The 20,153-nt window shown below is 66.6% G+C and carries 21 protein-coding genes, 1 tRNA gene and 2 riboswitches; of the genes, 19 read left to right on the top strand and 3 right to left on the bottom strand.

The genetic code is table 11. The features are described 5' to 3' along the window. Positions 1 to 4 precede the first annotated feature (4 nt). From grxC to cobU, 15 genes are all read left to right on the top strand, one after another. Positions 5 to 271, top strand: coding sequence for a glutaredoxin 3 (gene grxC / locus SGRAN_RS18220; RefSeq protein ID WP_067113840.1), 267 nt, complete (start codon positions 5 to 7; stop codon positions 269 to 271). Continuing rightward, positions 268 to 741: a DUF1178 family protein gene (locus tag SGRAN_RS18215; RefSeq protein ID WP_067185993.1), complete on the top strand. Its 474-nt coding sequence runs from the start codon at positions 268 to 270 to the stop codon at positions 739 to 741. Before grxC ends, SGRAN_RS18215 begins: the two co-directional genes overlap by 4 nt. Positions 742 to 789: 48 nt before the next feature. Continuing rightward, positions 790 to 866: transfer RNA gene (locus SGRAN_RS18210), tRNA-Arg, on the top strand. 262 nt (positions 867 to 1,128) lie between these two features. Beyond that, positions 1,129 to 1,350: riboswitch (cobalamin riboswitch) on the top strand. 111 nt (positions 1,351 to 1,461) lie between these two features. Further along, positions 1,462 to 2,070, top strand: a complete 609-nt coding sequence (gene cobO, locus SGRAN_RS18205) for a cob(I)yrinic acid a,c-diamide adenosyltransferase (protein ID WP_067185991.1) — start codon at positions 1,462 to 1,464, stop codon at positions 2,068 to 2,070. Continuing rightward, positions 2,067 to 3,368: a cobyrinate a,c-diamide synthase gene (locus SGRAN_RS18200; protein WP_067185989.1), complete on the top strand. Its 1,302-nt coding sequence runs from the start codon at positions 2,067 to 2,069 to the stop codon at positions 3,366 to 3,368. The genes cobO and SGRAN_RS18200 overlap by 4 nt, the downstream gene beginning before the upstream one ends. Before the next feature lie 12 nt (positions 3,369 to 3,380). Beyond that, a riboswitch (cobalamin riboswitch) is annotated at positions 3,381 to 3,570 on the top strand. A 146-nt stretch (positions 3,571 to 3,716) separates the two neighbouring features. Next, entirely contained in the window at positions 3,717 to 5,669 is a 1,953-nt protein-coding gene (locus SGRAN_RS18195) for a TonB-dependent receptor plug domain-containing protein (RefSeq protein WP_082737346.1), read from the top strand. A gap of 32 nt (positions 5,670 to 5,701) precedes the next feature. After that, entirely contained in the window at positions 5,702 to 6,247 is a 546-nt protein-coding gene (locus tag SGRAN_RS18190) for a hypothetical protein (protein WP_067185987.1), read from the top strand. 2 nt (positions 6,248 to 6,249) lie between these two features. Further along, positions 6,250 to 6,657: a DUF1636 domain-containing protein gene (locus SGRAN_RS18185; protein ID WP_067185985.1), complete on the top strand. Its 408-nt coding sequence runs from the start codon at positions 6,250 to 6,252 to the stop codon at positions 6,655 to 6,657. Next, the gene (gene cobT, locus SGRAN_RS18180; RefSeq protein WP_067185983.1) at positions 6,654 to 7,670 is read left to right on the top strand and encodes a nicotinate-nucleotide--dimethylbenzimidazole phosphoribosyltransferase; all 1,017 of its coding nucleotides are present in this window, start codon (positions 6,654 to 6,656) and stop codon (positions 7,668 to 7,670) included. Before SGRAN_RS18185 ends, cobT begins: the two co-directional genes overlap by 4 nt. Further along, entirely contained in the window at positions 7,667 to 8,236 is a 570-nt protein-coding gene (locus SGRAN_RS18175) for a histidine phosphatase family protein (RefSeq protein WP_067185981.1), read from the top strand. Before cobT ends, SGRAN_RS18175 begins: the two co-directional genes overlap by 4 nt. After that, positions 8,233 to 8,955 (top strand): adenosylcobinamide-GDP ribazoletransferase, encoded by a 723-nt coding sequence (locus SGRAN_RS18170; protein ID WP_067185979.1) that lies wholly within the window; start codon positions 8,233 to 8,235, stop codon positions 8,953 to 8,955. The genes SGRAN_RS18175 and SGRAN_RS18170 overlap by 4 nt, the downstream gene beginning before the upstream one ends. Beyond that, the gene (locus SGRAN_RS18165; protein ID WP_067185977.1) at positions 8,952 to 9,932 is read left to right on the top strand and encodes an aminotransferase class I/II-fold pyridoxal phosphate-dependent enzyme; all 981 of its coding nucleotides are present in this window, start codon (positions 8,952 to 8,954) and stop codon (positions 9,930 to 9,932) included. Before SGRAN_RS18170 ends, SGRAN_RS18165 begins: the two co-directional genes overlap by 4 nt. Beyond that, complete coding sequence (gene cbiB, locus SGRAN_RS18160) at positions 9,925 to 10,863, top strand: adenosylcobinamide-phosphate synthase CbiB (protein WP_067185975.1); 939 nt, start codon at positions 9,925 to 9,927, stop codon at positions 10,861 to 10,863. The genes SGRAN_RS18165 and cbiB overlap by 8 nt, the downstream gene beginning before the upstream one ends. Next, on the top strand, positions 10,863 to 11,072 hold the full coding sequence (locus tag SGRAN_RS18155; protein ID WP_067185973.1) for a hypothetical protein: 210 nt from the start codon (positions 10,863 to 10,865) through the stop codon (positions 11,070 to 11,072). Before cbiB ends, SGRAN_RS18155 begins: the two co-directional genes overlap by 1 nt. Continuing rightward, positions 11,069 to 11,581, top strand: a complete 513-nt coding sequence (gene cobU, locus SGRAN_RS18150) for a bifunctional adenosylcobinamide kinase/adenosylcobinamide-phosphate guanylyltransferase (protein WP_067185971.1) — start codon at positions 11,069 to 11,071, stop codon at positions 11,579 to 11,581. The genes SGRAN_RS18155 and cobU overlap by 4 nt, the downstream gene beginning before the upstream one ends. Before the next feature lie 169 nt (positions 11,582 to 11,750). Here the strand turns inward: cobU and SGRAN_RS22385 are convergent, their stop codons facing one another. After that, positions 11,751 to 12,110, bottom strand: a complete 360-nt coding sequence (locus tag SGRAN_RS22385; protein WP_067185969.1) for an MFS transporter — start codon at positions 12,108 to 12,110, stop codon at positions 11,751 to 11,753. Between the two features lie 51 nt (positions 12,111 to 12,161). Here SGRAN_RS22385 and SGRAN_RS18140 point away from each other — a divergent pair, with 51 nt between their 5' ends. Both SGRAN_RS18140 and SGRAN_RS18135 read left to right on the top strand, forming a co-directional pair. Beyond that, the gene (locus SGRAN_RS18140; protein WP_067185967.1) at positions 12,162 to 12,377 is read left to right on the top strand and encodes a hypothetical protein; all 216 of its coding nucleotides are present in this window, start codon (positions 12,162 to 12,164) and stop codon (positions 12,375 to 12,377) included. Positions 12,378 to 12,505: 128 nt separating this feature from the next. Further along, the gene (locus SGRAN_RS18135) at positions 12,506 to 13,420 is read left to right on the top strand and encodes a LysR family transcriptional regulator (protein WP_148650919.1); all 915 of its coding nucleotides are present in this window, start codon (positions 12,506 to 12,508) and stop codon (positions 13,418 to 13,420) included. 140 nt (positions 13,421 to 13,560) lie between these two features. On the opposite strand, the gene SGRAN_RS18130 is transcribed toward SGRAN_RS18135, so the two are convergent. Beyond that, on the bottom strand, positions 13,561 to 15,012 hold the full coding sequence (locus SGRAN_RS18130; RefSeq protein ID WP_082737345.1) for an alpha-L-fucosidase: 1,452 nt from the start codon (positions 15,010 to 15,012) through the stop codon (positions 13,561 to 13,563). A 566-nt stretch (positions 15,013 to 15,578) separates the two neighbouring features. On the opposite strand from SGRAN_RS18130, the gene SGRAN_RS18125 reads away from it, so the two are divergent. Continuing rightward, positions 15,579 to 18,020 (top strand): TonB-dependent receptor, encoded by a 2,442-nt coding sequence (locus tag SGRAN_RS18125; RefSeq protein WP_172709674.1) that lies wholly within the window; start codon positions 15,579 to 15,581, stop codon positions 18,018 to 18,020. A 9-nt stretch (positions 18,021 to 18,029) separates the two neighbouring features. Further along, positions 18,030 to 19,469, top strand: coding sequence for an MFS transporter (locus SGRAN_RS18120; RefSeq protein ID WP_067185961.1), 1,440 nt, complete (start codon positions 18,030 to 18,032; stop codon positions 19,467 to 19,469). A 29-nt stretch (positions 19,470 to 19,498) separates the two neighbouring features. Here the strand turns inward: SGRAN_RS18120 and SGRAN_RS18115 are convergent, their stop codons facing one another. Then, a complete protein-coding gene (locus SGRAN_RS18115; protein WP_067185958.1) occupies positions 19,499 to 20,140 on the bottom strand; it encodes a TetR/AcrR family transcriptional regulator in 642 nt (213 codons plus the stop codon). Positions 20,141 to 20,153: the final 13 nt, after the last annotated feature.

The raw sequence follows: 20,153 nt of genomic DNA, 5'->3' as shown, positions 1-20,153 counted from the left end.
CCGCATGGCGACGATCGAGATCTATACCAAATTCTTCTGCCCCTATTGCACGCGGGCGAAGGCGCTGCTCGACGGCAAGGGCGCCGCTTATGAAGAGATCGACGTGACGATGGATCGCGCGGGCTTCGATGCGATGGTCGCGCGCGCCGGCGGACGGCGCACCGTGCCGCAGATCTTCATCGACGGACGGCACATCGGCGGCAGCGACGACCTTGCCGCGCTCGACGCGAAGGGCGGGCTTGACCCGCTGCTGGCGGCGGGGCGGCCGTGATCGTCTTCGACCTCAGTTGCACCGCGGGCGAACATCGCTTCGAGGCGTGGTTCGCCAGCAGCGACAGCTTCGCCGATCAGCAGGCGCGCGGCCTGATCGCCTGCCCGATCTGTGGCGACAGCGCGGTGCGCAAGGCGGTGATGGCGCCGCGCGTGGGGGCCAAGTCGAACCAGGCGGGCGGGGCGGTGGTCGCCGCGGTGCCGCCGGGCGAGCCGGCGAATGCCGTGCCGGCAGAGGTCGTGCGCCGCGTCCTTGCCGAAATCGCGGCGAAGCAGGCGGAGATGCTGCCGCAGTCGCGCTGGGTCGGCCGCGAATTCGCCGATGCGGCGCGCGCGATGCACGAGGGGCGCGCTCCCGAAAACCTGATCCACGGCCAGGCCTCGCCCGAAGAAGCGCAGGCGCTGCACGACGACGGCATCGCGGCGATGCCGCTGCTCGTCCCGGTCGTCCCGCCCGATCTCGCCAATTGACGGCGGCAAGCCCGCGCCGGTAGAGAGGCGGCGCTGCCCTGGCAGCACGCGCCCGTAGCTCAGCAGGATAGAGCATCAGATTCCTAATCTGGGGGCCACAGGTTCGAATCCTGTCGGGCGCACCATTCCCGAACAAAAGAGAGAACTTTGGCTGGTATGGGCCGTTAGCGGACCGTCGGCATCGTACCGACATGGCCGGGAAAGCAGGCTCACCTGGCCGCACGATTCCAGCCTTAGTCGCCAGTTTTCCGCGGCGCAAATCGATAGAAGCGGACATTTGATAACCGATCCGGCGGCAATGGACGCCAACAGCCGTTAGGGACGGGATCACCGTGGATGTTGATTAAGATGGATCATGCGCTAATTCCGGATGAGTGAAGGCATCTGCCTTTGCGCAACCGCGCCGGTGCCCGCGAGGGCATAATAGGGAATATGGTGAGGCCGTCCGTTCGCGGCAGGCCAAAGCCATGGCTGTCCCTGCAACTGTAAGCGGCGAGTGCGATGCACCGACCCGGTCCCCGACCGGGTCTGCCACTGGGGCGACCTGGGAAGGCGTGCATCAAGCGACGACCCGCGAGCCAGGAGACCTGCCGGCGCGGGTCGCTCAATGCCTCGGTCCAGGGAAAGGCCAGGGCACGGATCACCCGTTCGGGCGACGAAAATCAGCGGTGCGGTGCCGGTCGGCGCCGCGCCAGAGCGATGTCGTGCCTGGAGGGAAAGATGACTGAAGACGAAATCAATGAACGCCACAATGAAAAGGCGCGCAAGCGGCAGGCTGCAAGAGTCAAGATCATGGCCGACAAGACGCAGGAAAAGGGCCTGCTGATCGTCCACACCGGCAAAGGCAAGGGAAAGTCGACTGCCGCCTTCGGCATGGTGTGCCGCGCGCTGGGGCACGGGATGAAGGTCGGCATCGTCCAGTTCATCAAGGGCGGCTGGGCGACTGGCGAGAAGGCCGTCTATTCGGCCTTTCCCGGGCAGGTCGAGCACAAGGTCATGGGCGAAGGCTTCACCTGGGACACGCAGGACCGTGCGCGCGATATCGCCTGGGCGCGCGCCGGATGGGACGAGGTGAAACGGATGATCGCCGATCCCGACATCGCGATTGTGGTCGCCGACGAACTCAACATCGTATTGCGCTACGAATATCTGCCCGTCGACGAGGTGGTCGCGGGCCTGCTCGATCGAGGCGCGATGAAACATGTCGTCGTCACCGGCCGCAATGCGCCCGAGGCGCTGATCGAAGCCGCCGACCTCGTCACCGAGATGGTGCAGGTGAAGCACCCGTTCCGGTCGGGCGTGAAGGCGCAGCGGGGAATAGAGTTTTGAGCGGCCAACTCGCGCCGGGACTGCTGGTCGCGGCGCCGCGCTCGGGGGTGGGCAAGACGCTCGTCGCGATCGGGCTGCAGCGCGCCTTCCAGCGTGAAGGACTCGGCGTCGCTGCGGCAAAATGCGGACCCGACTATATCGACCCCGGCTTTCACGCCGTGGCGACCGGGCGATCCTCGGTCAATCTCGACGGTTTCGCGATGACGCCGGCGATGCTGAAGGGGCTGGCGGCGCAGGCGGCCTGCGGCGCCGATCTGGTCGTCGCCGAAGCCGCGATGGGATTGTTCGATGGCGCGGGCCGGAGCAGCACGGCGGCCGAGGTCGCGCGGCTGACGGGTTGGCCGGTCCTGCTCGTCGTCGATGCCGAGGGCGCGGGTCAGAGCGTCGCGGCGGTCGCGCATGGCTTCGCGACCTTTCCCGGCGCGCCGCCGGTGGCCGGAGTCATCGTCAACCGCGTTGCGAGCGACCGTCACGCCGCGATGATCGCCGAAGGATTCGACGCGCTCGACCTGCCGCTGTTCGGCATGATCCGCCGCGACCCGGCGCTGGCGGCCGCCTCGCGCCACCTCGGGCTGGTGCAGGCGCGCGAAGATGGCGCGTTGGACGAGCGGATCGATGCCGTCGCGGCGATCCTCGCGCGCGATTGCGACCTCGCCGCGATCCGCGCGGCAGCGCATGCGACCGCTCCGGCCTTCCCCGTCCGACCGCGCCTGCGTCCGCCGGGGCAGCGCATCGCCCTCGCCGCCGACGATGCCTTCGCCTTCTTCTATCCGCATCTGGCGTCGTGGTGGCGCGATGCGGGCGCTGAGATTTGCGGCTTCTCGCCGCTCGCCGACGAGGCGCCGCCGATGGACTGCGACGCCTGCTGGCTGCCCGGCGGCTATCCCGAACTGCACGCGGGCAGGCTGGCGGGCAATGCGCGCTTCATGGCGGGGTTGCGCGCCTTCGCGGCGCGCGCACCGGTGCATGGTGAGTGCGGCGGCTATATGCTGCTCGGCCGCAGCATCGAGGATGCGGACGGCATCGTGCATCCTATGGCGGGGCTGCTGCCGGTCGATACCAGCTTCGCGAAAAGGAAGATGTCGCTCGGCTATCGGCAGGCGCGGCTGTTCGCGTCGACGCGCTTCGCCGATGCCGAAACGCCGCTGTGGGGGCATGAATATCATCATGCGACCATCACATCGACGAACGAAGGCGCCCCCTTCGCCCGGCTTGCCGACGCGGCAGGTCGCGATCTCGGCCCCGCCGGCCATCGCGCCGGCCACGTGACGGGCAGCTTCTTTCACTTGATCGCCTGACGCGATTTGCCTAACGAGCGGGCCGCGACAGGTTCCCCGAAAGGGGATTGAAAGGGAATGGGGTGCGAAACCCCTGCTGCCCCTGCAACTGTAAGCGGAGAGCCATCGGGCCATATGCCATTGGGACCATCGGTCCTGAGAAGGCGGCCCGGACCGGCGTCGACCCGCGAGCCAGGAGACCTGCCCGTCGCCGTCGTCTTTCGCGCGGACAGGGTGTGCCGGGCGGACGGGGGTGAACCCGACAGACGACAAAGGTGACCGCGCGGCCGCGCGGGCCGATGTCGTTCGCCTATCAGGGTGGGCCGCCATCGACCCAGCGACCGAATGGTCTTGTCGATGGGGTACCCTATGTTCCGTGTTATTGTTCGAAGTTCCATTTCACTGGCGGCATTTGCGGCCGGCTTTCCCGTATCGGCCGCAGAAGCCGCTAACGCCGCCGCGAGGTCCGAAGAGGACAGCATCGTCGTCACCGCGACGCGCTCGCCGCTCGCACTCGACGAGGTGCCGTCGACGATCACCGTGCTCGACAAGACGGCGATCGACCGGTCGCAGGATATCGGCGCGACCGAGTTGCTGTTGCGCACACCCGGCATCACCGTCTCGCGCAACGGCGGCTATGGCACCGCGACATCGCTCCGCATCCGCGGCGCCGAGTCCGATCATACCGTTGTCGTGATTGATGGCGTGAAGCTCAACGATCCGGCGGCGGCCGGCGGCGGCTATAATTTCGCCAACCTGCTGGTCGGCGACATGGAGCGGATCGAAATCCTGCGTGGTCCGCAGTCGATCCTGTGGGGTAGTCAGGCGATCGGCGGCGTTGTCAATATCGTCACGGCCATCCCCGAAAAACCGCTGGAAGGCAGCTTCGACATCGAGGCCGGGTCGCGCAACACGGTCAGCGCGCGCGCCGCGATCGGCGGCCGCACGGGACCACTGAACTGGCGCATCGGCGGCCAGAGCTTCACCACCGACGGCATTTCGGCGATCGCCCCGGCCTTTGGCGGCGGCGAGCGCGACGGCTATCGCAACCGCAGCGTGACGGGCCGCGCCGAACTGGCGCTTGCTTCGAACCTCAGCGTCGAAGTGCGCGGTTATTATTCCACGGCGCGCGTCAATCTCGATTCGACGAGCGGCGATACGCCGGACTACGCGCTCAACGAGGAATTCGTGAGCTATGCCGGCGCCAACTTCGACCTGTTGGACGGGCGTTTCCGCAACCGGATTTCCTATTCCTACACCGACACCGATCGCAGCAATTACGGGCCGCTGCGTGCTCGTCCCGTCAGCCTTCAGGCCAAGGGAGAGAATCGGCGCTGGGAATATCAGGGCAATATCGATGTCACGCGCGGCGTCAGCGCGGTCTTCGGCGTCGAGAATGAACGGTCGAGGTTCCGCAGCCGTTCGCCTTCGGGTTCGCTGGCGACGCCCCTTCCCGACTTCGCGATCGGCAAGGCGGACGTGACCAGCCTTTATGGCCAGCTCAGCGTCGAGCCCCTGGACGGGCTGACGATCAACGGCGGCGTCCGCCATGACGATCACGACCGCTTCGGCGGGCAGACACTGTTTGCGGCGGGCGGTGTCTGGCGGCTGCCGACCGGGACCATCCTGCGCGCGAGCTATGGCGAAGGTTTCAAGGCGCCGACGCTGTATCAGATGTTCAGCGAATATGGGAATGTCGCGCTCGACCCGGAGGAAGCGCATGGCTGGGAAGCAGGGATCGAGCAGCAATTGTTCGGCCGCGCTCTGACGGTTGGCGGGGTCTGGTTCGATCGCACCACGACCGGGCAGATCATCTTCAATTCCTGCTCGCCCACCACGCCCAATCCGCTCTGCTTGGTCCCTGGCGATTCCACGCGCCGTTCGGGCTATTATTCCAATGTCGCGCGCGGCGAGGCGCATGGGATCGAGGCGACGGCGGCGCTGACGCTGGGCGCGCTGACGCTCGACGGCAATTATAGCTGGATCGTGGCCGAGGATCGTTCGCCGGGCGCGACCAATTTCGGCAGGGACCTGCCGCGCCGTCCGCGCCACGCGGCCAATGCTTCGGTCGGTTACGCTCTTCCCTTCGGTCTCGACGTCGGAGCGGCACTGCGCTGGTCCGGCAAGAGTTTCGACAATGCGTCGAACAGCATCGTCCTCGACGATTACACGCTTATCGACCTGCGCGCCGAATTCAGATTGTCGGAGAATGTTCGCTTCTTCGCGCGTGCCGAGAACATCTTCGATGAGAATTATATGACGGCCTACCGTTACGGCACACTCGGCCGCAGCATCTACGCCGGTTTCCGGGGACGCTTCTGATGCGCCCGAATTTTCAGCCAGAGGAGAAGAATATGAAGACGCCTTCTACCGCTCTCGCACGCAATGTCTGGGTCGGCACCATGGCCGGGGTGAGCACCATCGCCTCGATGATTCTGGCCTGCGCGACGCCCTTTCCGTCGCTGGCCGCGCTGGCCGCGACGCACGTGCCGCGTCGCATCGGACTGATGCTGATGTTCGTTGCCTGGTTCGCCGCGCAGGCCGTGACCTATTTCATGCACCAGACGGGCAACCCGGCGTGGCCGTTCGCACTCGGCATGGCGGCGGTCGTCTCGTTGCTGTCGGCGGAGGCCGTCGCGCGCTCGATGCGCAGCCGCCCCGCGGCCGTGCGGATGAGCGCCAGCTACACCGCCGCCTTCGTCGGCTTCAAGCTCGGCATTCTCGCTTGGGTGGCACTGCTCGACCATGGCTGGTCGGCCTTTTCGGGCGAAGTGCTATTGCGCCAGTTCGTGCGCTATGGCGCGATCTTCGCCGGACTGCTGGCGGCGCAGGCCCTGCTGACGCGCGCGGGCTTCAGCCTCGACGTGCCTGCGAACGTGTCGAGACCGCAGGCCGCGTGACGATGCTGCGCCCCGCCGCCGACGGTCCCTCCGTTATCGTGTGCAACACCTGCCGTCACGGCGAAGATGCGCGCGAGGATGAAGAGGGCGTGCGCGGCGGGGCGCGGCTCGCCGGGCTGCTGCGCGGACTTGCCCGCCGCGAGCCCGCCTATGCGCGGATCGCGGTGGAGGAGATGCCCTGCCTGTTCGCCTGCAAGGAATATTGCACGGTCCATGTTCGCGCGCCGGGGAAGGTCGGCTATGTGCTCGGCCGCTTCACGCCGGACGAAGCGGCAGCGCGCGCCATTCTCGACTATGCCGTGCATCATGCCGCCAGCGCCGAAGGCCGCGTCGCTTATGCCGACTGGCCGGAAGGCGTGAAGGGACATTTCCTCGTCCGCGTTCCGCCGCCGGGATTCGTCGCCGAATGACCGCCTTTGCCTCGATCGCGGATTTCGAGGTCGCGCTGGCGCGTCCGCGGAATATCGACGGCGAAGCGCAAGAGGCGGCCCGCGCGCGCCAGATGACGCTGACCAAGCCCGCCGGATCGCTGGGGCGGCTGGAAGACATCGCCATCTTCTTCGCCGGCTGGCAGTCGCGCGCGCGCCCGCGCCTCGACCGCGCGCGCGCCGCGATCTTCGCCGGCAATCACGGCGTCGCCGTGCACGGCGTCAGCGCTTTTCCCTCAACCGTCACGGCTCAGATGGTCGCCAATTTCGAGGCGGGCGGCGCGGCGATCAACGCGCTGTCGGCCGCCGCCGGACTGGAATTGAAGATCGTCGCGCTCGACCTAGACCGGCCGACCGCCGACTTCACGGCCGGGCCGGCGATGACCCCGGCCGAATGCCTCGACGCGCTCAACGCCGGGGCGGCGGTCGTTGACGAGCGGATCGACATGATCGTGCTGGGTGAAATGGGGATCGCCAATTCGACCGCTGCCGCCGCGCTATGCGCGCGCAGCTTCGGCGGCACGGCTGCCGACTGGGTCGGCCCCGGCACGGGCATCGATACGGAGGGCGTGGCGCGCAAGGCCGAGGTGGTCGAGCGCGCGGTCGCCGTCCATGCCCATGCCGGGCGTTCGGCGTTCGAGACGCTGCGCCGCGTCGGTGGCCGCGAGACGGCGGCGATCGCCGGTGCGGCGGTGCGGGCGCGGCAATTGGGCGTTCCCGTCCTTCTCGACGGCTTCATCTGCTGCGCGGCGATCGCGCCGCTGGCGTCGGACAATCCGGCGATCGCCGACCATTGTATCGCGGGCCATTGCTCGGCCGAGCCCGGCCATGTGCTGCTGCTCGAAAAGCTTGGGCTCGATCCGCTGCTGTCGCTCGGGATGCGGCTCGGCGAAGGGAGCGGGGCGGCGGTGGCGGCCGGGGTCGTCCGCGCGTCACTCGCCGCGCACGACCGGATGGCGACCTTTGCCGAGGCCGCGGTGTCGGCGTCGCTGTGACCGGCTTCGCGCTCCATTTGCTGCGGCATGGCGCGCCCGAGCGACCGGGGCTGCTGCTGGGCCGGACCGACAGCGCGCCGACCATGGAAGGAATCGCCGCCTGCGTCGCGCAGGCGCGCACCGTCGGCGCCGAACGGCTGATCGCGTCGGACCTGCGGCGCTGCCGGCTGGCGGGCGAAGCAATCGGAGCGGCCATCGGCCGGCCGCTCGCCGTCGACCCCCGCTGGCGCGAAATCGATTTCGGCGCGTGGGACGGCCGGGCGGCCGAAGAGATCGACCGCGAGGCGATGACCCGTTTCTGGGACGATCCCGACGCCAACCCGCCGCCGGGCGGCGAACGCTGGTCGGCGCTCGTCGCGCGCGTGTCGCGTGCCGTCGCCGAACTGGAACCGGCCCCCACGCTCATCGTCACGCACGGCGGCGCGATCCGCGCGGCGTTGCACATCCTCTGCGGCTTCGAACGGCGTCCTATATGGTCGTTCGACCTGCCATATGGCGTCCTCGTCTCGCTGCGCCTGTGGCCGGGCGACGCGCCGGTCGCGCAGATTACCGGCCTGCGCCCATGAAGGGATTGCTGATCGCCATCCAGTTCCTGACGCGGTTGCCGACGCCGCGTCTGGCGGCCGTTTCCAGCGCGGAATTCGCGGCCTCGATGCGCTGGTTTCCGGCGGTCGGGCTCCTCGTCGGCGTGATCGTCGCCGCGGCCGCATGGGGCGGCGGCAGGCTGGACGGCTGGTCGGGAGCCTTGCTCGCGCTGCTCCTGTGGGTGGGCGTCACCGGGGCGCTTCATCTCGACGGGCTGGGCGACATCGCCGATGCGCGCGGCGCGGCGCACAAGGATCGCGACCGCATGATCGCCGTCCTGTCCGATCCCCATGTCGGCAGCTTCGCGGTCGTCGCGATCGTCCTGCAACTGGTCGCCAAGCTGGTTCTGCTCCATGCCCTGATCGAGGCGCAGGCCTTCCTCGCCATCGCCCTCGTCCCCTTCGCGGCGCGAACGGGGCCGCTCGTCTGGTCGCGGTGGCTGCCCGATCTTCACACGGGGCTGGGTTCTCGCTTTCGCGGCGCCGTCCGCATCGGCGATCTCCTGCTGTGGGGCGTGCTGCTCGCGGCGGCTTCCTGCTGGTCGCCCGCGCTTCTCGCTACACCCCTCTTCCTGCTCGTCTGGGGGTGGTGGCTGCGCTGCGCGATCGGCGGCGTGTCGGGCGACGGCCATGGCGCCGGAATCGAAGTGACCGAAAGCCTGTCGCTGTTCGCGGCGCTGCTGTGGCTGCAAGTCGCATGAGCGAGCCGTGGACATGGCACGGCGGTGACCTGTCGGCCGCGAAGCGCCGGTTCGGCTCGGGCGGCGATCCCTGGATCGATCTGTCGACGGGGATCAACCCCAACCCCTGGCCCGATACGGAGCGCGTCGACGTCGACTGGCGGCGCCTTCCCGAACGCGGCGCCATCGCCGGGCTGGAGGCCGTGGCGGCCTCCTGTTTCGGCGTCGCCGCGCGCCACGTCTGCGCCGTCCCGGGAACCGAGATCGGCCTCCGCCTGGTCGGCGCGCTGATCGGCGGCGAGGCCCGATACGCCGCACCCGGCTATCGCACGCACGGCGAGATGATCCCGGCCGCGATGGCCACGGGTCCAGACGCGATCGGGCGGCATGGCGGCAGCATAATCCTCGCCAATCCCAACAATCCCGACGGCCGGACCGTCACGCCCGCGACGCTTCGCGACCTGCTCGCGAGTCGGAGCGGGGCGGGCTGGCTGCTGGTCGACGAAGCCTTCGCCGATGTCGATCCCGCGCTGAGCCTCGCGCCGGCGGTGGGCGACGATGCGCGCCTGATCCTCTTCCGCTCCTTCGGGAAATTCTTCGGGCTGGCCGGGGTGCGGCTCGGCTTCGTGCTGGGGCCGGAGCCGTTCCTGCGCGATCTGCGCGCCCTGCTCGGCGCCTGGCCGGTGTCCGCCGCCGCCGTGGCCATTGGCGCCGCCGCCTACGCCGACGCGGACTGGATCGCCGCCACGCGCCGCCGCCTGCCGAAGCAGGCAGCCGCGCTCGATGCGCTGTTGCGGGGGGCCGGATATATGCCGGTCGGCGCATGCCCGCTGTTCCGGCTGGTCGAAACCGCCGACGCGCGCGCCTTGTTCGAACGGCTGGCGCGCCGCGCCATCTTGACACGGCCCTTTGCGGACCAGCCGCAATGGCTGCGCTTCGGTCTTCCGGGGGACGACGCAGCATTCCTGCGGCTGAAGGCCGCCCTCGCCGATGGCTGATCCGGTCACATTGGCGGCGCTGGGGCTCGACGCCGCGCTGGGTTGGCCGCGCACCCTCTATCGGCTGGCCGGGCATCCGGTCGGATGGTTCGCGCGGCTGATCGACGCCGCCGAGAGGCGTTGGAACGGACCGGAACGACGCTTCGGTACGCGCCGCCTGCTGGGGCTGCTGACCGTCCTGCTGCTGGCCGGGCTGGTCGGCGGGACGGCCTGGCTCGTCCAGTCGCTGCTGCTCGAACGGCTGGGTGCGTTCGGGTGGGCGGCCGTGGCGCTGCTCGCCTGGCCGGCGATCGCGCAGCGCAGCCTGTTCGACCATGTCCGCGCCGTCGCCGACGCTCTCGATAGCGAAGGCCTGCCCGCCGCCCGCGTCGCCGTGGGCGCGATCGTCGGCCGCGATACCGCCGCGCTCGACGAAAGCGGCATCTCGCGCGCCGCCATCGAAAGCCTTGCGGAAAGCTTTTGCGACGGCGTGACCGCACCCGCCGTCTGGCTGCTGTTCCTGGGGCTGCCGGGGGTCTGGACCTATAAGGCGGTCAACACCGCCGACAGCCTGATCGGCCACCGCGAGGAACGCTGGCGCGCCTTCGGCTGGGCGGCGGCGCGCGCCGACGACCTGCTCAACCTCGTCCCCGCCCGCCTGTCGGCGCTGCTGATCTGCCTCGCGGGCGGGGGCGGCTGGCGCATCCTGCGGCGCGACGCCGGCAAGCACGCCTCGCCCAACGCCGGATGGCCGGAGGCCGCCATGGCGGGCGCGCTCGGGCTTCGTCTCGCGGGCCCGATCGCCTATGACGGCGTCCTGCACGACAAGCCCTGGATCGGCGACGGAGCGCGCGCGCCGTCGAGCCTCGACATCCGCCGGGCGCTGCGTCTCTACCTCGGCGCCTGCGCGCTGCTCTGGCTTCTCGTGGGGGGTGCCGAATGGGCGCTGTGATGCTGCAAGCGACCGGGTCCGACGTCGATAAATCGGTGCTGGGTTCCTGTCTGCACGGTCCCTTCGCCTCCGTCGACCTGCGCCACGCGCTGCTGGGCCGCATCGGGGTCACGGCGAGCGGTCGCGACTATCATGCCGACGTCGATGCGCGGCATGGCGATGTCGGCGGCTTGCTCGCGCCGGCGGGAAGGGGGAAGGGGAGCGCATGACCGGACGAAGCCTTTTCGTGCTGGGCGGCGCGCGATCGGGAAAGAGCCGATACGCGCAGGCGCGCGCCGAAGCGATCGCGGGCCGGCACATCTTCATCGCCACGGCGGAAGCCCATGACGCGGAGATGCGCGACCGTATCGCGCGCCACCGGGCGGACAGAGACGAACGATGGCAAACGGTCGAGGCGCCGCATGATCTCGCCGCCGCGCTCGACGCCGCCGATGACGCGGACGCCGTCGTCCTGGTCGATTGCCTCACCATCTGGATATCCAACCTCATGCTGGCGGAGGCCGATTGCGAAGCCGCGACGCGCGAGCTTTGCGAAGCCATTGGGCGGTTCGGGGGCCAGCTCATCCTCGTCGCCAACGAGGTCGGCCTCGGGATCGTGCCGGACAACGCACTGGCGCGTCGCTTCCGCGACGAAGCCGGTCGGACGAACCAGGCCGTCGCTGCGGCTGTCCAGGAGGTGCAGATGATATTCGCTGGCCTTCCGCAGCGCCTGAAATAGTTCGCCACATGAAGAGATGCGTCCATCAGCCAGAATGAACGAGAGGTCGCTTGCGCGCCTTTCGAATGCGAATAACGCAACGGCAACATACGTCGGCGGGCCACCCATCGCAGCACCGCAGCTCACGTTCCATCACGTGGGCTTGCTTCGACAATGGTAATTTTCATGCTCATGCATTTCCGCGTCGGTGTATGCCGGCTGCGATTGCGACCAGAAGGCCGGCCATCAGCAAAGGCATGGCGGCGATCGTCGCAATCGCAGGTAGGCCGAAGCCGCGATCGAGCATCATGCCGCCTGCCATGGGGCCGAGCGTTCCGCCCGAAAAGCGGCCCATGCCGGTCGTGACACCAATTGCCGTGGCGCGGATGCGGCTCGGAAATATCCATGCACCGAAACCGATAATTCCGCTGAATGCTCCATCGATGAAGAAACTGATGAACGCGAGGACGGCAACCGTCGTTGTGAAATTTCCGTGATCGCGCAGGCCCAGTGCCAGCGCGACGGCACCGATAAGGAATGTGGCCGGCAACAGACGGCCCGGCTGGACCCGAGCCATCAACGCCGCGACGCCAGGAAGCCCTTGTTCGCTCTCAAGCTGGCCAAAGAGGCAGTCAATGCGGCTCAAGATGCGCAGGGACGGGCCGGCGCGATGCAGACTGCATTTGCCTATCATCAACTCAGCCACGCGCATAACATGCAGACGCTCGGCACCCTCATCGATACGCGCGGAATCATGTCGAAGAACGTTGATTATAATGCCAAGATATACGACCCGGCCAAGGGTTCGACTTCCTGACGGCATGTTGATTCCCGGTTCGCACCATCGGGGTGTCCCGCCTCCGGGGAAACCTGGCGTCGCAGGTGCACCCGGCTTCCCGCCGTGATAGATCGTATCAAAGTTCTTCAACCGGACGGGCTAAGTTGATGCGTGGCCGACACCAGGTAAATCTTGAATCGCTCAATCTCTTCGTTCTGGCGGCGAAGCTCGGAAGTATTTCCAAGGCCGCCAACGAGATGAACATCGCGCTCGCCGCGGCCAGCCGGCGGATCAAGAACCTGGAAGAATATTATGGCGCGCGGTTGTTCGACAGGACCGGGCGCGGGGTGGAGGCGACATCGGCCGGCCGGGTTCTGCTGGACCATGCCCACCACGTGTTCAGGCGCCTCGACATCGCAACGCGCGATCTCGTGGATTATGCCAGCGGTCTCATCGGAACCGTCAAACTCCACGCTTGCACGTCGGCGATCGCCCAATTTCTGCCGGAGGATCTGTCACGGTTCGCGGCGACCTATCCCGACACGCGAGTGGATCTGCGCGAAGCCTACACCGGCAACATCGTTTCGCTTATCCGTGAAGGCCTGGCTGATGTCGGGATCGTCATGGCGGGCACGATTACCGACGGTCTGGACACCGTTCCATATAAGGAAGACAGGCTCGCGATCGTGGCGCCGAGCAACTTTCGCGAAGGTATCGACAGGATGCAATTCGCTGACCTCCATGACGAAAGCTTCGTCGTGCTGGAGGATAACGCATCGATGACTCGCCTGTTGCAATCGGTCGCCACCACGACCGGCATGCCTTTACAGATCCGCGCGCAAGTCGACAGCTTCGATGGCGTCTGCCGGATGGTCCAATCCGGTTTCGGGATCGGCATCCTGCCGGTCGTCGCCGCTCGCAACCTGGCCTATTCGCTTGGACTGCGCTTGATCGACCTGGACGAGACCTGGGCGCTGCGAAAATTCGCCATCTGTACCAACCCTCATTTCCCCGCGACATTGGCCATGCGCCGGATCGTCGAGTTCCTGGGTCAGAAAAATAAATTCACCGACAATCTGTGACAAGGCCCCGTCAGTCCGGGGTGACACCGGCGCCGCATGGCGCCCTGACGTGTGCAACGATTTTCACCCTTTGTGAAACCGTTTGGAGAAGCCGTCGGGTGCCCGCCGCTGACCGTGACGACTTCGGTCGTCTTGCCGCCCTAAACCGCGACGGAAACAGCCGTGCCGACAGTGTCGACGCAGGAAGAAGCGAAGGTCAGCTGCAGATCGGGGCCGCGCGCCTCGAGCTCGACCGGGCTGCCATCGCCGAGACGGACGCCCTTGCCCGAGAGGGCCAGATTCTTGATCACCAGCCGCGTGTCGGCCACCGGCCCCTTGACGATCAGGTTCACGCGCCCCGGTGCGGCGGTGAAACGCACGGCAAGCCCGCATTCGGTCTCGCCATCCGATTGTGTCCATGGCCGCGTGCCGTAGATGGCGTCGCCATTTGCGCGGAGCCATGCGCCGAAGCGTTTCAGGCGACGAAGCTGTTCGTCGGGTATGCCCGCGTCAGTTGCGCGCGGCCCGATGTTCAGCAGCAGATTTCCGTTGCGTGACACGGCATCGATGAAATCGTGGAGCAGCGTATCGGCGCTGGAGTAGTCGCTTTCGTCGTCGTTGCGGTTGAAGCCGAAGCTGTGACTCATCCCCCGGGTCGCTTCCCATTTCTTCTCCTGGATTTCGGCGAAGGCCGCATATTCGGGCGTCCGAAAATCGCTGTGCGGAATTTCCGGCGGAATGATCCCCTGCGATGCGTCGGGACCCTGCCTGGCGATCGCCGCCTTGATCTTCCGGTCGACATAGCGCCGCACCAGCGGAATTCTCAGCAGGTCGCGCTGCAGGCCGGCCGCCACCCAGCGGTCGTTGACCACGCCGTCGGGCACCGCACGATAATAGTCGGCGAACAGTCGGTACAGCGGCCCGGGCCGCGTCGGCCAGCTGATGTCGTTCCACAGCACCGACGGTTCATAGCGGTCGATCAGTTCGCGCACCTGCGCCATCGCATAGGCCGGATAGTCGCCACCGGGCGTCGAAGCGATGAAGTCGCCGAGCGTTCGCAGCGGGCGCCGGTTGAAGGTCCAGTCGATCCCGCCTGAATAATAGACCCCGAAGCGGAGCCCGGCAGCGCGCACCGCCGCGGCGAGCTCGCCGACGATGTCGCGTCCGGTCGTCCATCCCGCCTGATGCGGGTTCGCGATCTGGCTGGGCCACAGGCAAAGCCCGTCGTGATGCTTGGTGACGAGCACGACATAACGCGCGCCGGCGTCGCGAAACGCCTCCGCCCAGGCGGCGGGGTCCCAATGCTCGAGTCCCGCCTCGAACGGCTGCTTGAAATCCTCATAGGGCGCATCGCCATAATGCGCCCGGTGGAATTCGGCAGAAGGCGTTCCGGGAACCTTGATCGCGTTCCAATACCATTCGGTATAGGGCACCATCGCGACCGCCCGGTCATAGTCCCTGGCGAAGGCTTCGCCGATCGAACCAAGGCGCGGGGCAAAGCCGGGGATGGCGAACGCGCCCCAATGGATGAAAATCCCGAACTTCGCGTCCTGATACCAGTCGGGGAGGGTGCGCGCGTTCAGTTCGGCAAGCGTCCGGGCGGTGGAGGCCATCAGCCTTGTTCCTCGCCAATGCCCGTCGAAACCGTCCGCCGATCCATGGCGCGCGAAACTCCGTTCATTTCCCGTCTCCCCTATACCTCGCCCGCTTCGTGGCGATGGTCGTGTCGGCCGTGGTAAGCCAATCATGATGATTCTATCATCATAGAAAAATATATTACACCATTTCAATAGGTGCGAACATCGAAATCGCCGTGGCGATATCGTCTTGCTTTTCCAATGAGATAAGAAGCTCCGGCCGTCGCCGGGCAATCCCCCGCAAATACGCCGGGAATGGCTTTCCCGCCGATAAAATCGCGATGTTAAATATACTATTATAGACTAATATATGAAACACCTATAACGATGGTGACGGGGAATGCCGCAATGGCATTTCGCCGTACATAGCGTGGGCCCGGTGAAGCGGGCCCATCGCGCCAATAATCGACCAGCAGGATCGCTGGCGGCGGGAGAGGCGTGGTATGCGAAATATATCTTGGATGTTTGCGGGCGTCGCATTCATGGCGATGCCGGCTGCGGCTCAGACGCAGGGTACGACGACGGCCGGGAGCCGGCCTTCCGTGGCGGAAGAAGGCCCGGGCCTGACCGAAATCGTCGTCACGGCCGAAAAGCGGACGGCCAATCTGCAGGAAGTCCCGCTGGCCATATCGGCCTATACGTCCGATGCGCGCCAGCTCGCCGGTATCGACACGCTGCAGGATTTCGCCAACTTCACGCCCGGATTGAGCTATTCGGCGGGCAATGATCGCGTGTTCATCCGCGGCATCGGGCGCCAGACCAACACCAACGGCAGCGATCCCGGCGTTTCGACCTATACCGACGGCATCTATGATGCCTCGACCACTTCGATCGCGGCGTCCGATTTCTTCATCGATCGCATCGAAGTGCTGCGCGGCCCGCAGGGCACGCTTTATGGCCGCAACTCGATCGGCGGCGCGATCAACGCGATCTCCAAAAGGCCGACCGAGGACTTCAGCGCCGACCTGCGCGGCACCGTCGGCAATTATGGGCTCTACACGATCGAGGCATCGGCGTCGGGCGCACTGACCAGGGGGCTGCGCACGCGGCTGGCGGGCGGATACCACAAGCAGGGACGCGGCTATTTCAAGAACGAGGCCGACGGGATCAGCGAAGGCGGCCGCGGCGAGCGCCGCTATGTCGAATTGCAGCTGGAGGCCGACCTCGGACCCGACGTGACGGCCTGGGCCAAGATATTCTCGGGCCGAAGCGACCTGAATCCGCACCCGCTCAACCGCATCGGCGCCTATGACTTCGCCCCCTATCCGACCGGCGCGGTCACGCCGGGCGCGGCGTTCGGCTACCTGATTCCGGGCGTCGTCGCTCTCGATCCCGATCCGGTGCCGCCCGGCGCGACCGACATCCGGCGCTTCAGCGCCGATACGACGCAGACCGAGCGCCTGCGCGGCAATTTCGGCGCGACGGGCGATATCAAATGGTCGCTGCCGACCTTCGACGTCCGCCTGCTCGGCGGCTATCAGAAATATCGTATCGACAACACATACGAACTCGATGGGACGAGCGTGATTTCCTACGCTTTTCCGCTTGCCCCGGGCGGCGGCGTTTGCGCCTTCATTCCCGGCTGCGCACCGCTCACCGCCTTTCCGTCGACGCAGCTCAATCTGCACAACGACAAGAGCTTCGGCAGCGGCGAACTCAATCTGACGTCGAACACCGACGGACCGCTGCAATGGGTCGTCGGCGTCTATTATTATCAGGAGACGCTGACGCAGGAATCGCATTTCAACGCGCCCAACCAGTTGCAACTGCGCGCGCCGGCCAACGGCCCCGCCAACCCGCTCGGCGATTTCGTCTATGCCGCCTCGACGCTGACCACCAAATCGTCGGCGGTCTTTGGCCAGATCGACTATCGCTTCACCGACGCGCTGCGCATCACGGCCGGGTTGCGCTATACGCATGACAGGAAGAGCGGCGACGAATCCTTCCGCATCCTCTGCTTCGGCTGCGGCGGCTTCTCGCCCGACCTTTATGGTTCGGCGACTCCGGCGCTCGATATCACCGCATCGCAAATCTCCACGCTTCCCGCACCGGGGGTCGCGTCTGCGGTGACCATCGATCCCGCAACGGGCATTGCGCGGCGCGGGCTGGCGAACAGCTGGGACGCGCTGACCGGGACCGTTGCGGTCGAATGGCAACCCGGCGACGACCAGCTTGCCTTCCTCCGCTACAGCCGCGGCTACAAGTCGGGCGGATTCAACGCCGGCGGCATTTCGGTGCTGCCGCAGACCGGAGCGGAGCATGTCGACGCTTTCGAAGCCGGCTACAAGCATGCAATCGGCCGGCGGCTGCGCGTCAATCTAGCCGGCTTCTATTATGATTATCAGGGGCTTCAGGTGCCGTTGACGGTGTCGCAGCCGGGCGGCGCGCAACTCACCCAGTTCTTCAACCTCAAAAGCTCGCAAAGCTATGGCGCCGAGTTCGAGCTCGCGTGGCAGCCCGCCGATCCGCTGCAACTGTCGTTCAACTATGGCTACGGCCATTCGCGGATCGACAGCGGATGCTGCTTCGTCGATGGGCAGGACCCGCTGGCGGTGCAGCCCGGCGCGCAGCCGTCGGGACCGTCAGTCAATGGCCAGCAGCCACAAAGCGTCGCGGGCGCGCGGCTGTCCGACACGCCGCGCCACAAGCTGGCGCTCAACGCGATGTACAGCATCGACTTCGACCCTGGCACCCTTTCGCTGTCGGGCAACTATGTGCTGCGCAGTTCGGCCTACAGCAACATCTTCAATCGCCCCTACAACCGGATGCCTTCGTGGGATCAGGTCGATCTGCGCGCGATCTGGACCGCTGCGGGCGATCGCTATCGCGTCGTTGCCTTCGTCAAGAATCTGTTCGACAGCAAGGGATATGACAGCGCGCAGGGCAATTTGCTCGCGTCGTCGCCGACGTTGGAGGTTGCGCAATCCTATTCGCTGACCCCGCCGCGAACCTATGGCCTCCAGCTCGAAGTCCGGTTCCGATAGGCCGCTCGCGTGAGCAGGACCGACGCACGTCCGGCCGATGCCCTGCCGTTCAGGACCCGGCTTCTCTATGGTTCGGGCACCATCGCCTTCGGCATCAAGGACCATGGCTTCAACGCGCTCCTGATGCTGTTCTACAACCAGGTCGTCGGACTTCCGGCGGCCTGGGTGGGAACGGCGATCATGATCGCGATGATCGCCGACGCGCTGTTCGATCCGTTGCTCGGCCAATATTCGGACAATGTCCGGACACGCTGGGGACGCCGGCACCCCTTCATGTATGCCGCCGCTTTTCCCATCGCGCTCTTCTATCTGCTGCTGTGGACGCCACCCGGGATGGCGCATGGCGCGCAGTTCGCCTGGCTCGTCACCACGGCCATCCTCGTGCGCTTTTCGATCAGCCTTTATGAGATCCCCTCGACCGCGCTGCTTGCCGAATTCACCAGCGATTATGACGAGCGCACCAAGCTGGTTGCCGCACGCTATTTCTTCGGCGTGTGCGGCGGCATCGGGATGACGGTCGTGACCTTCGGCTATTTCCTGCGGCCGACGCCGACGCAGCCGGTCGGCCATCTCAACGCGGGCGGCTATGTCACCTATGCCTGGGCGGCGGCGGCGATCATGCTGCTGTCGGTCCTTGTCTCCTCGCTGGGGACGCAGAGGGAGGTGCTGAAGCGCCCGCCGCCGCCACCGGTCGTCAAGGTTCCGGTCGGACGGATGCTGCGCGAGATGCTAGGCGTACTGGTTCACCCCGCCTATGTCTCCATCCTGCTCGCCAGCCTGTTCTTCGCCGTGGCGTCAGGACTCAACCTGTCGCTGGGCGTCTATTTCTCGACCTATTTCTGGGAACTCAGCGCCAGTCAGATCGCCACCGTCGCATCGACCGCGGTTGCGGGCATTCTGCTCGCCTTCGTCGTCGTGCTGCCGCTGTCGGCGCGTTTCGGCAAGAAGCCGGCGGCGATGCTCATGTTCGGCCTGTCGCTGATATCGAGTGTCGTCCCGCTGATCCTGCGTCTTGCCGGCCTGTTTCCGGCCAACGGCGATCCGCTGCTGCTGTGGCTGCTGATGGGGCAATTCGCCTTCAGCATGATGACGACGGTCGCGGGCGGCATCCTGGCGGTGTCGATGGTCGCCGACGTGACCGACCAGATCCGGCTCGAGACCGGCCGCCGCTCCGAAGGCCTGCTGTTTTCGGCCGCGACGATGGTCAACAAGGCGGTTTCGGGCATGGGGATCATGCTCGCGGGGCTGCTGCTGTCCTTCGTCGGTTTCCCCGACAATGCCCAGCCGGGACAGGTCGGTGCCGATGCGCTGCACGGGCTGGCGACCATCTATATCGTGGCGCTGTCGGTCGCGACCGCCATCGCAATCCTCTGCCTCGCCCATTATCCGATCAGCCGGTCGCGCCATCTGGAAAATATCCGGCAACTGGGCGAAGCGGCCGCGGAATGATCGCAGGTCTCGTTGCGGTCGGACCCTTGCTAGATGCCGTCGCGCCGGGTCAGTGGCAGGCCGCGGGCGAGCACCGCCTCGGCCGCTTCGAGCAGGCGTTCGTTCTCGGCCACCAGATCGCCCGCGCGGCCGCTTTCGATCCAGGCATCGAACGCCATCCGCCCGCCCGCGACGAGCATCGCGGCGACCATTTGCGCGCGGCGGTCGACCGTCGGATCGATGCCGAGCTCGTCGGCGATATAGTCGGTCATCAGATCGATCTGGAGCCGCTGATGCCCATACCACACCGGCAGCAGTTCGGGTTCGCCCGCGAGCGCGCGGCCGAGGTTGATCTGGCCGTCGCCATCGCGCTCATAGGCGTGCGCGAGCCGGACCACCTGGTTGCGCCAGAAGGTGAGCACCGGCACCCCCTGTGCGCGGTGCGTCGCGACCACCGCTTCGAACCGGGTGCCCGCGGTGACCGCAATCGCCGCGGCCAGATCGCGCTTCGAGGCGAAATGGGTGAACAGCGTGGTGATGTGGATATCGGCGGCTTCGGCGATCGCCGCCATCGTCGCATCGGCATAGCCGAGCGTGACGAACAGGCGACGCGCGGCTTCCTCGATACGTTGGCGCGTCCGCGCCTTCGCCGCGGCGCGCCTCGGGAAACTGACTTTGGTAGGTTCGTCCATGGCCCGCTTATAA

Origin of the sequence: Sphingopyxis granuli (assembly GCF_001559015.1) — a bacterium.
GTDB classification, from domain to species: Bacteria; Pseudomonadota; Alphaproteobacteria; order Sphingomonadales; family Sphingomonadaceae; genus Sphingopyxis; species Sphingopyxis granuli.
This window is presented reverse-complemented; position numbering and strand designations above follow the sequence as displayed.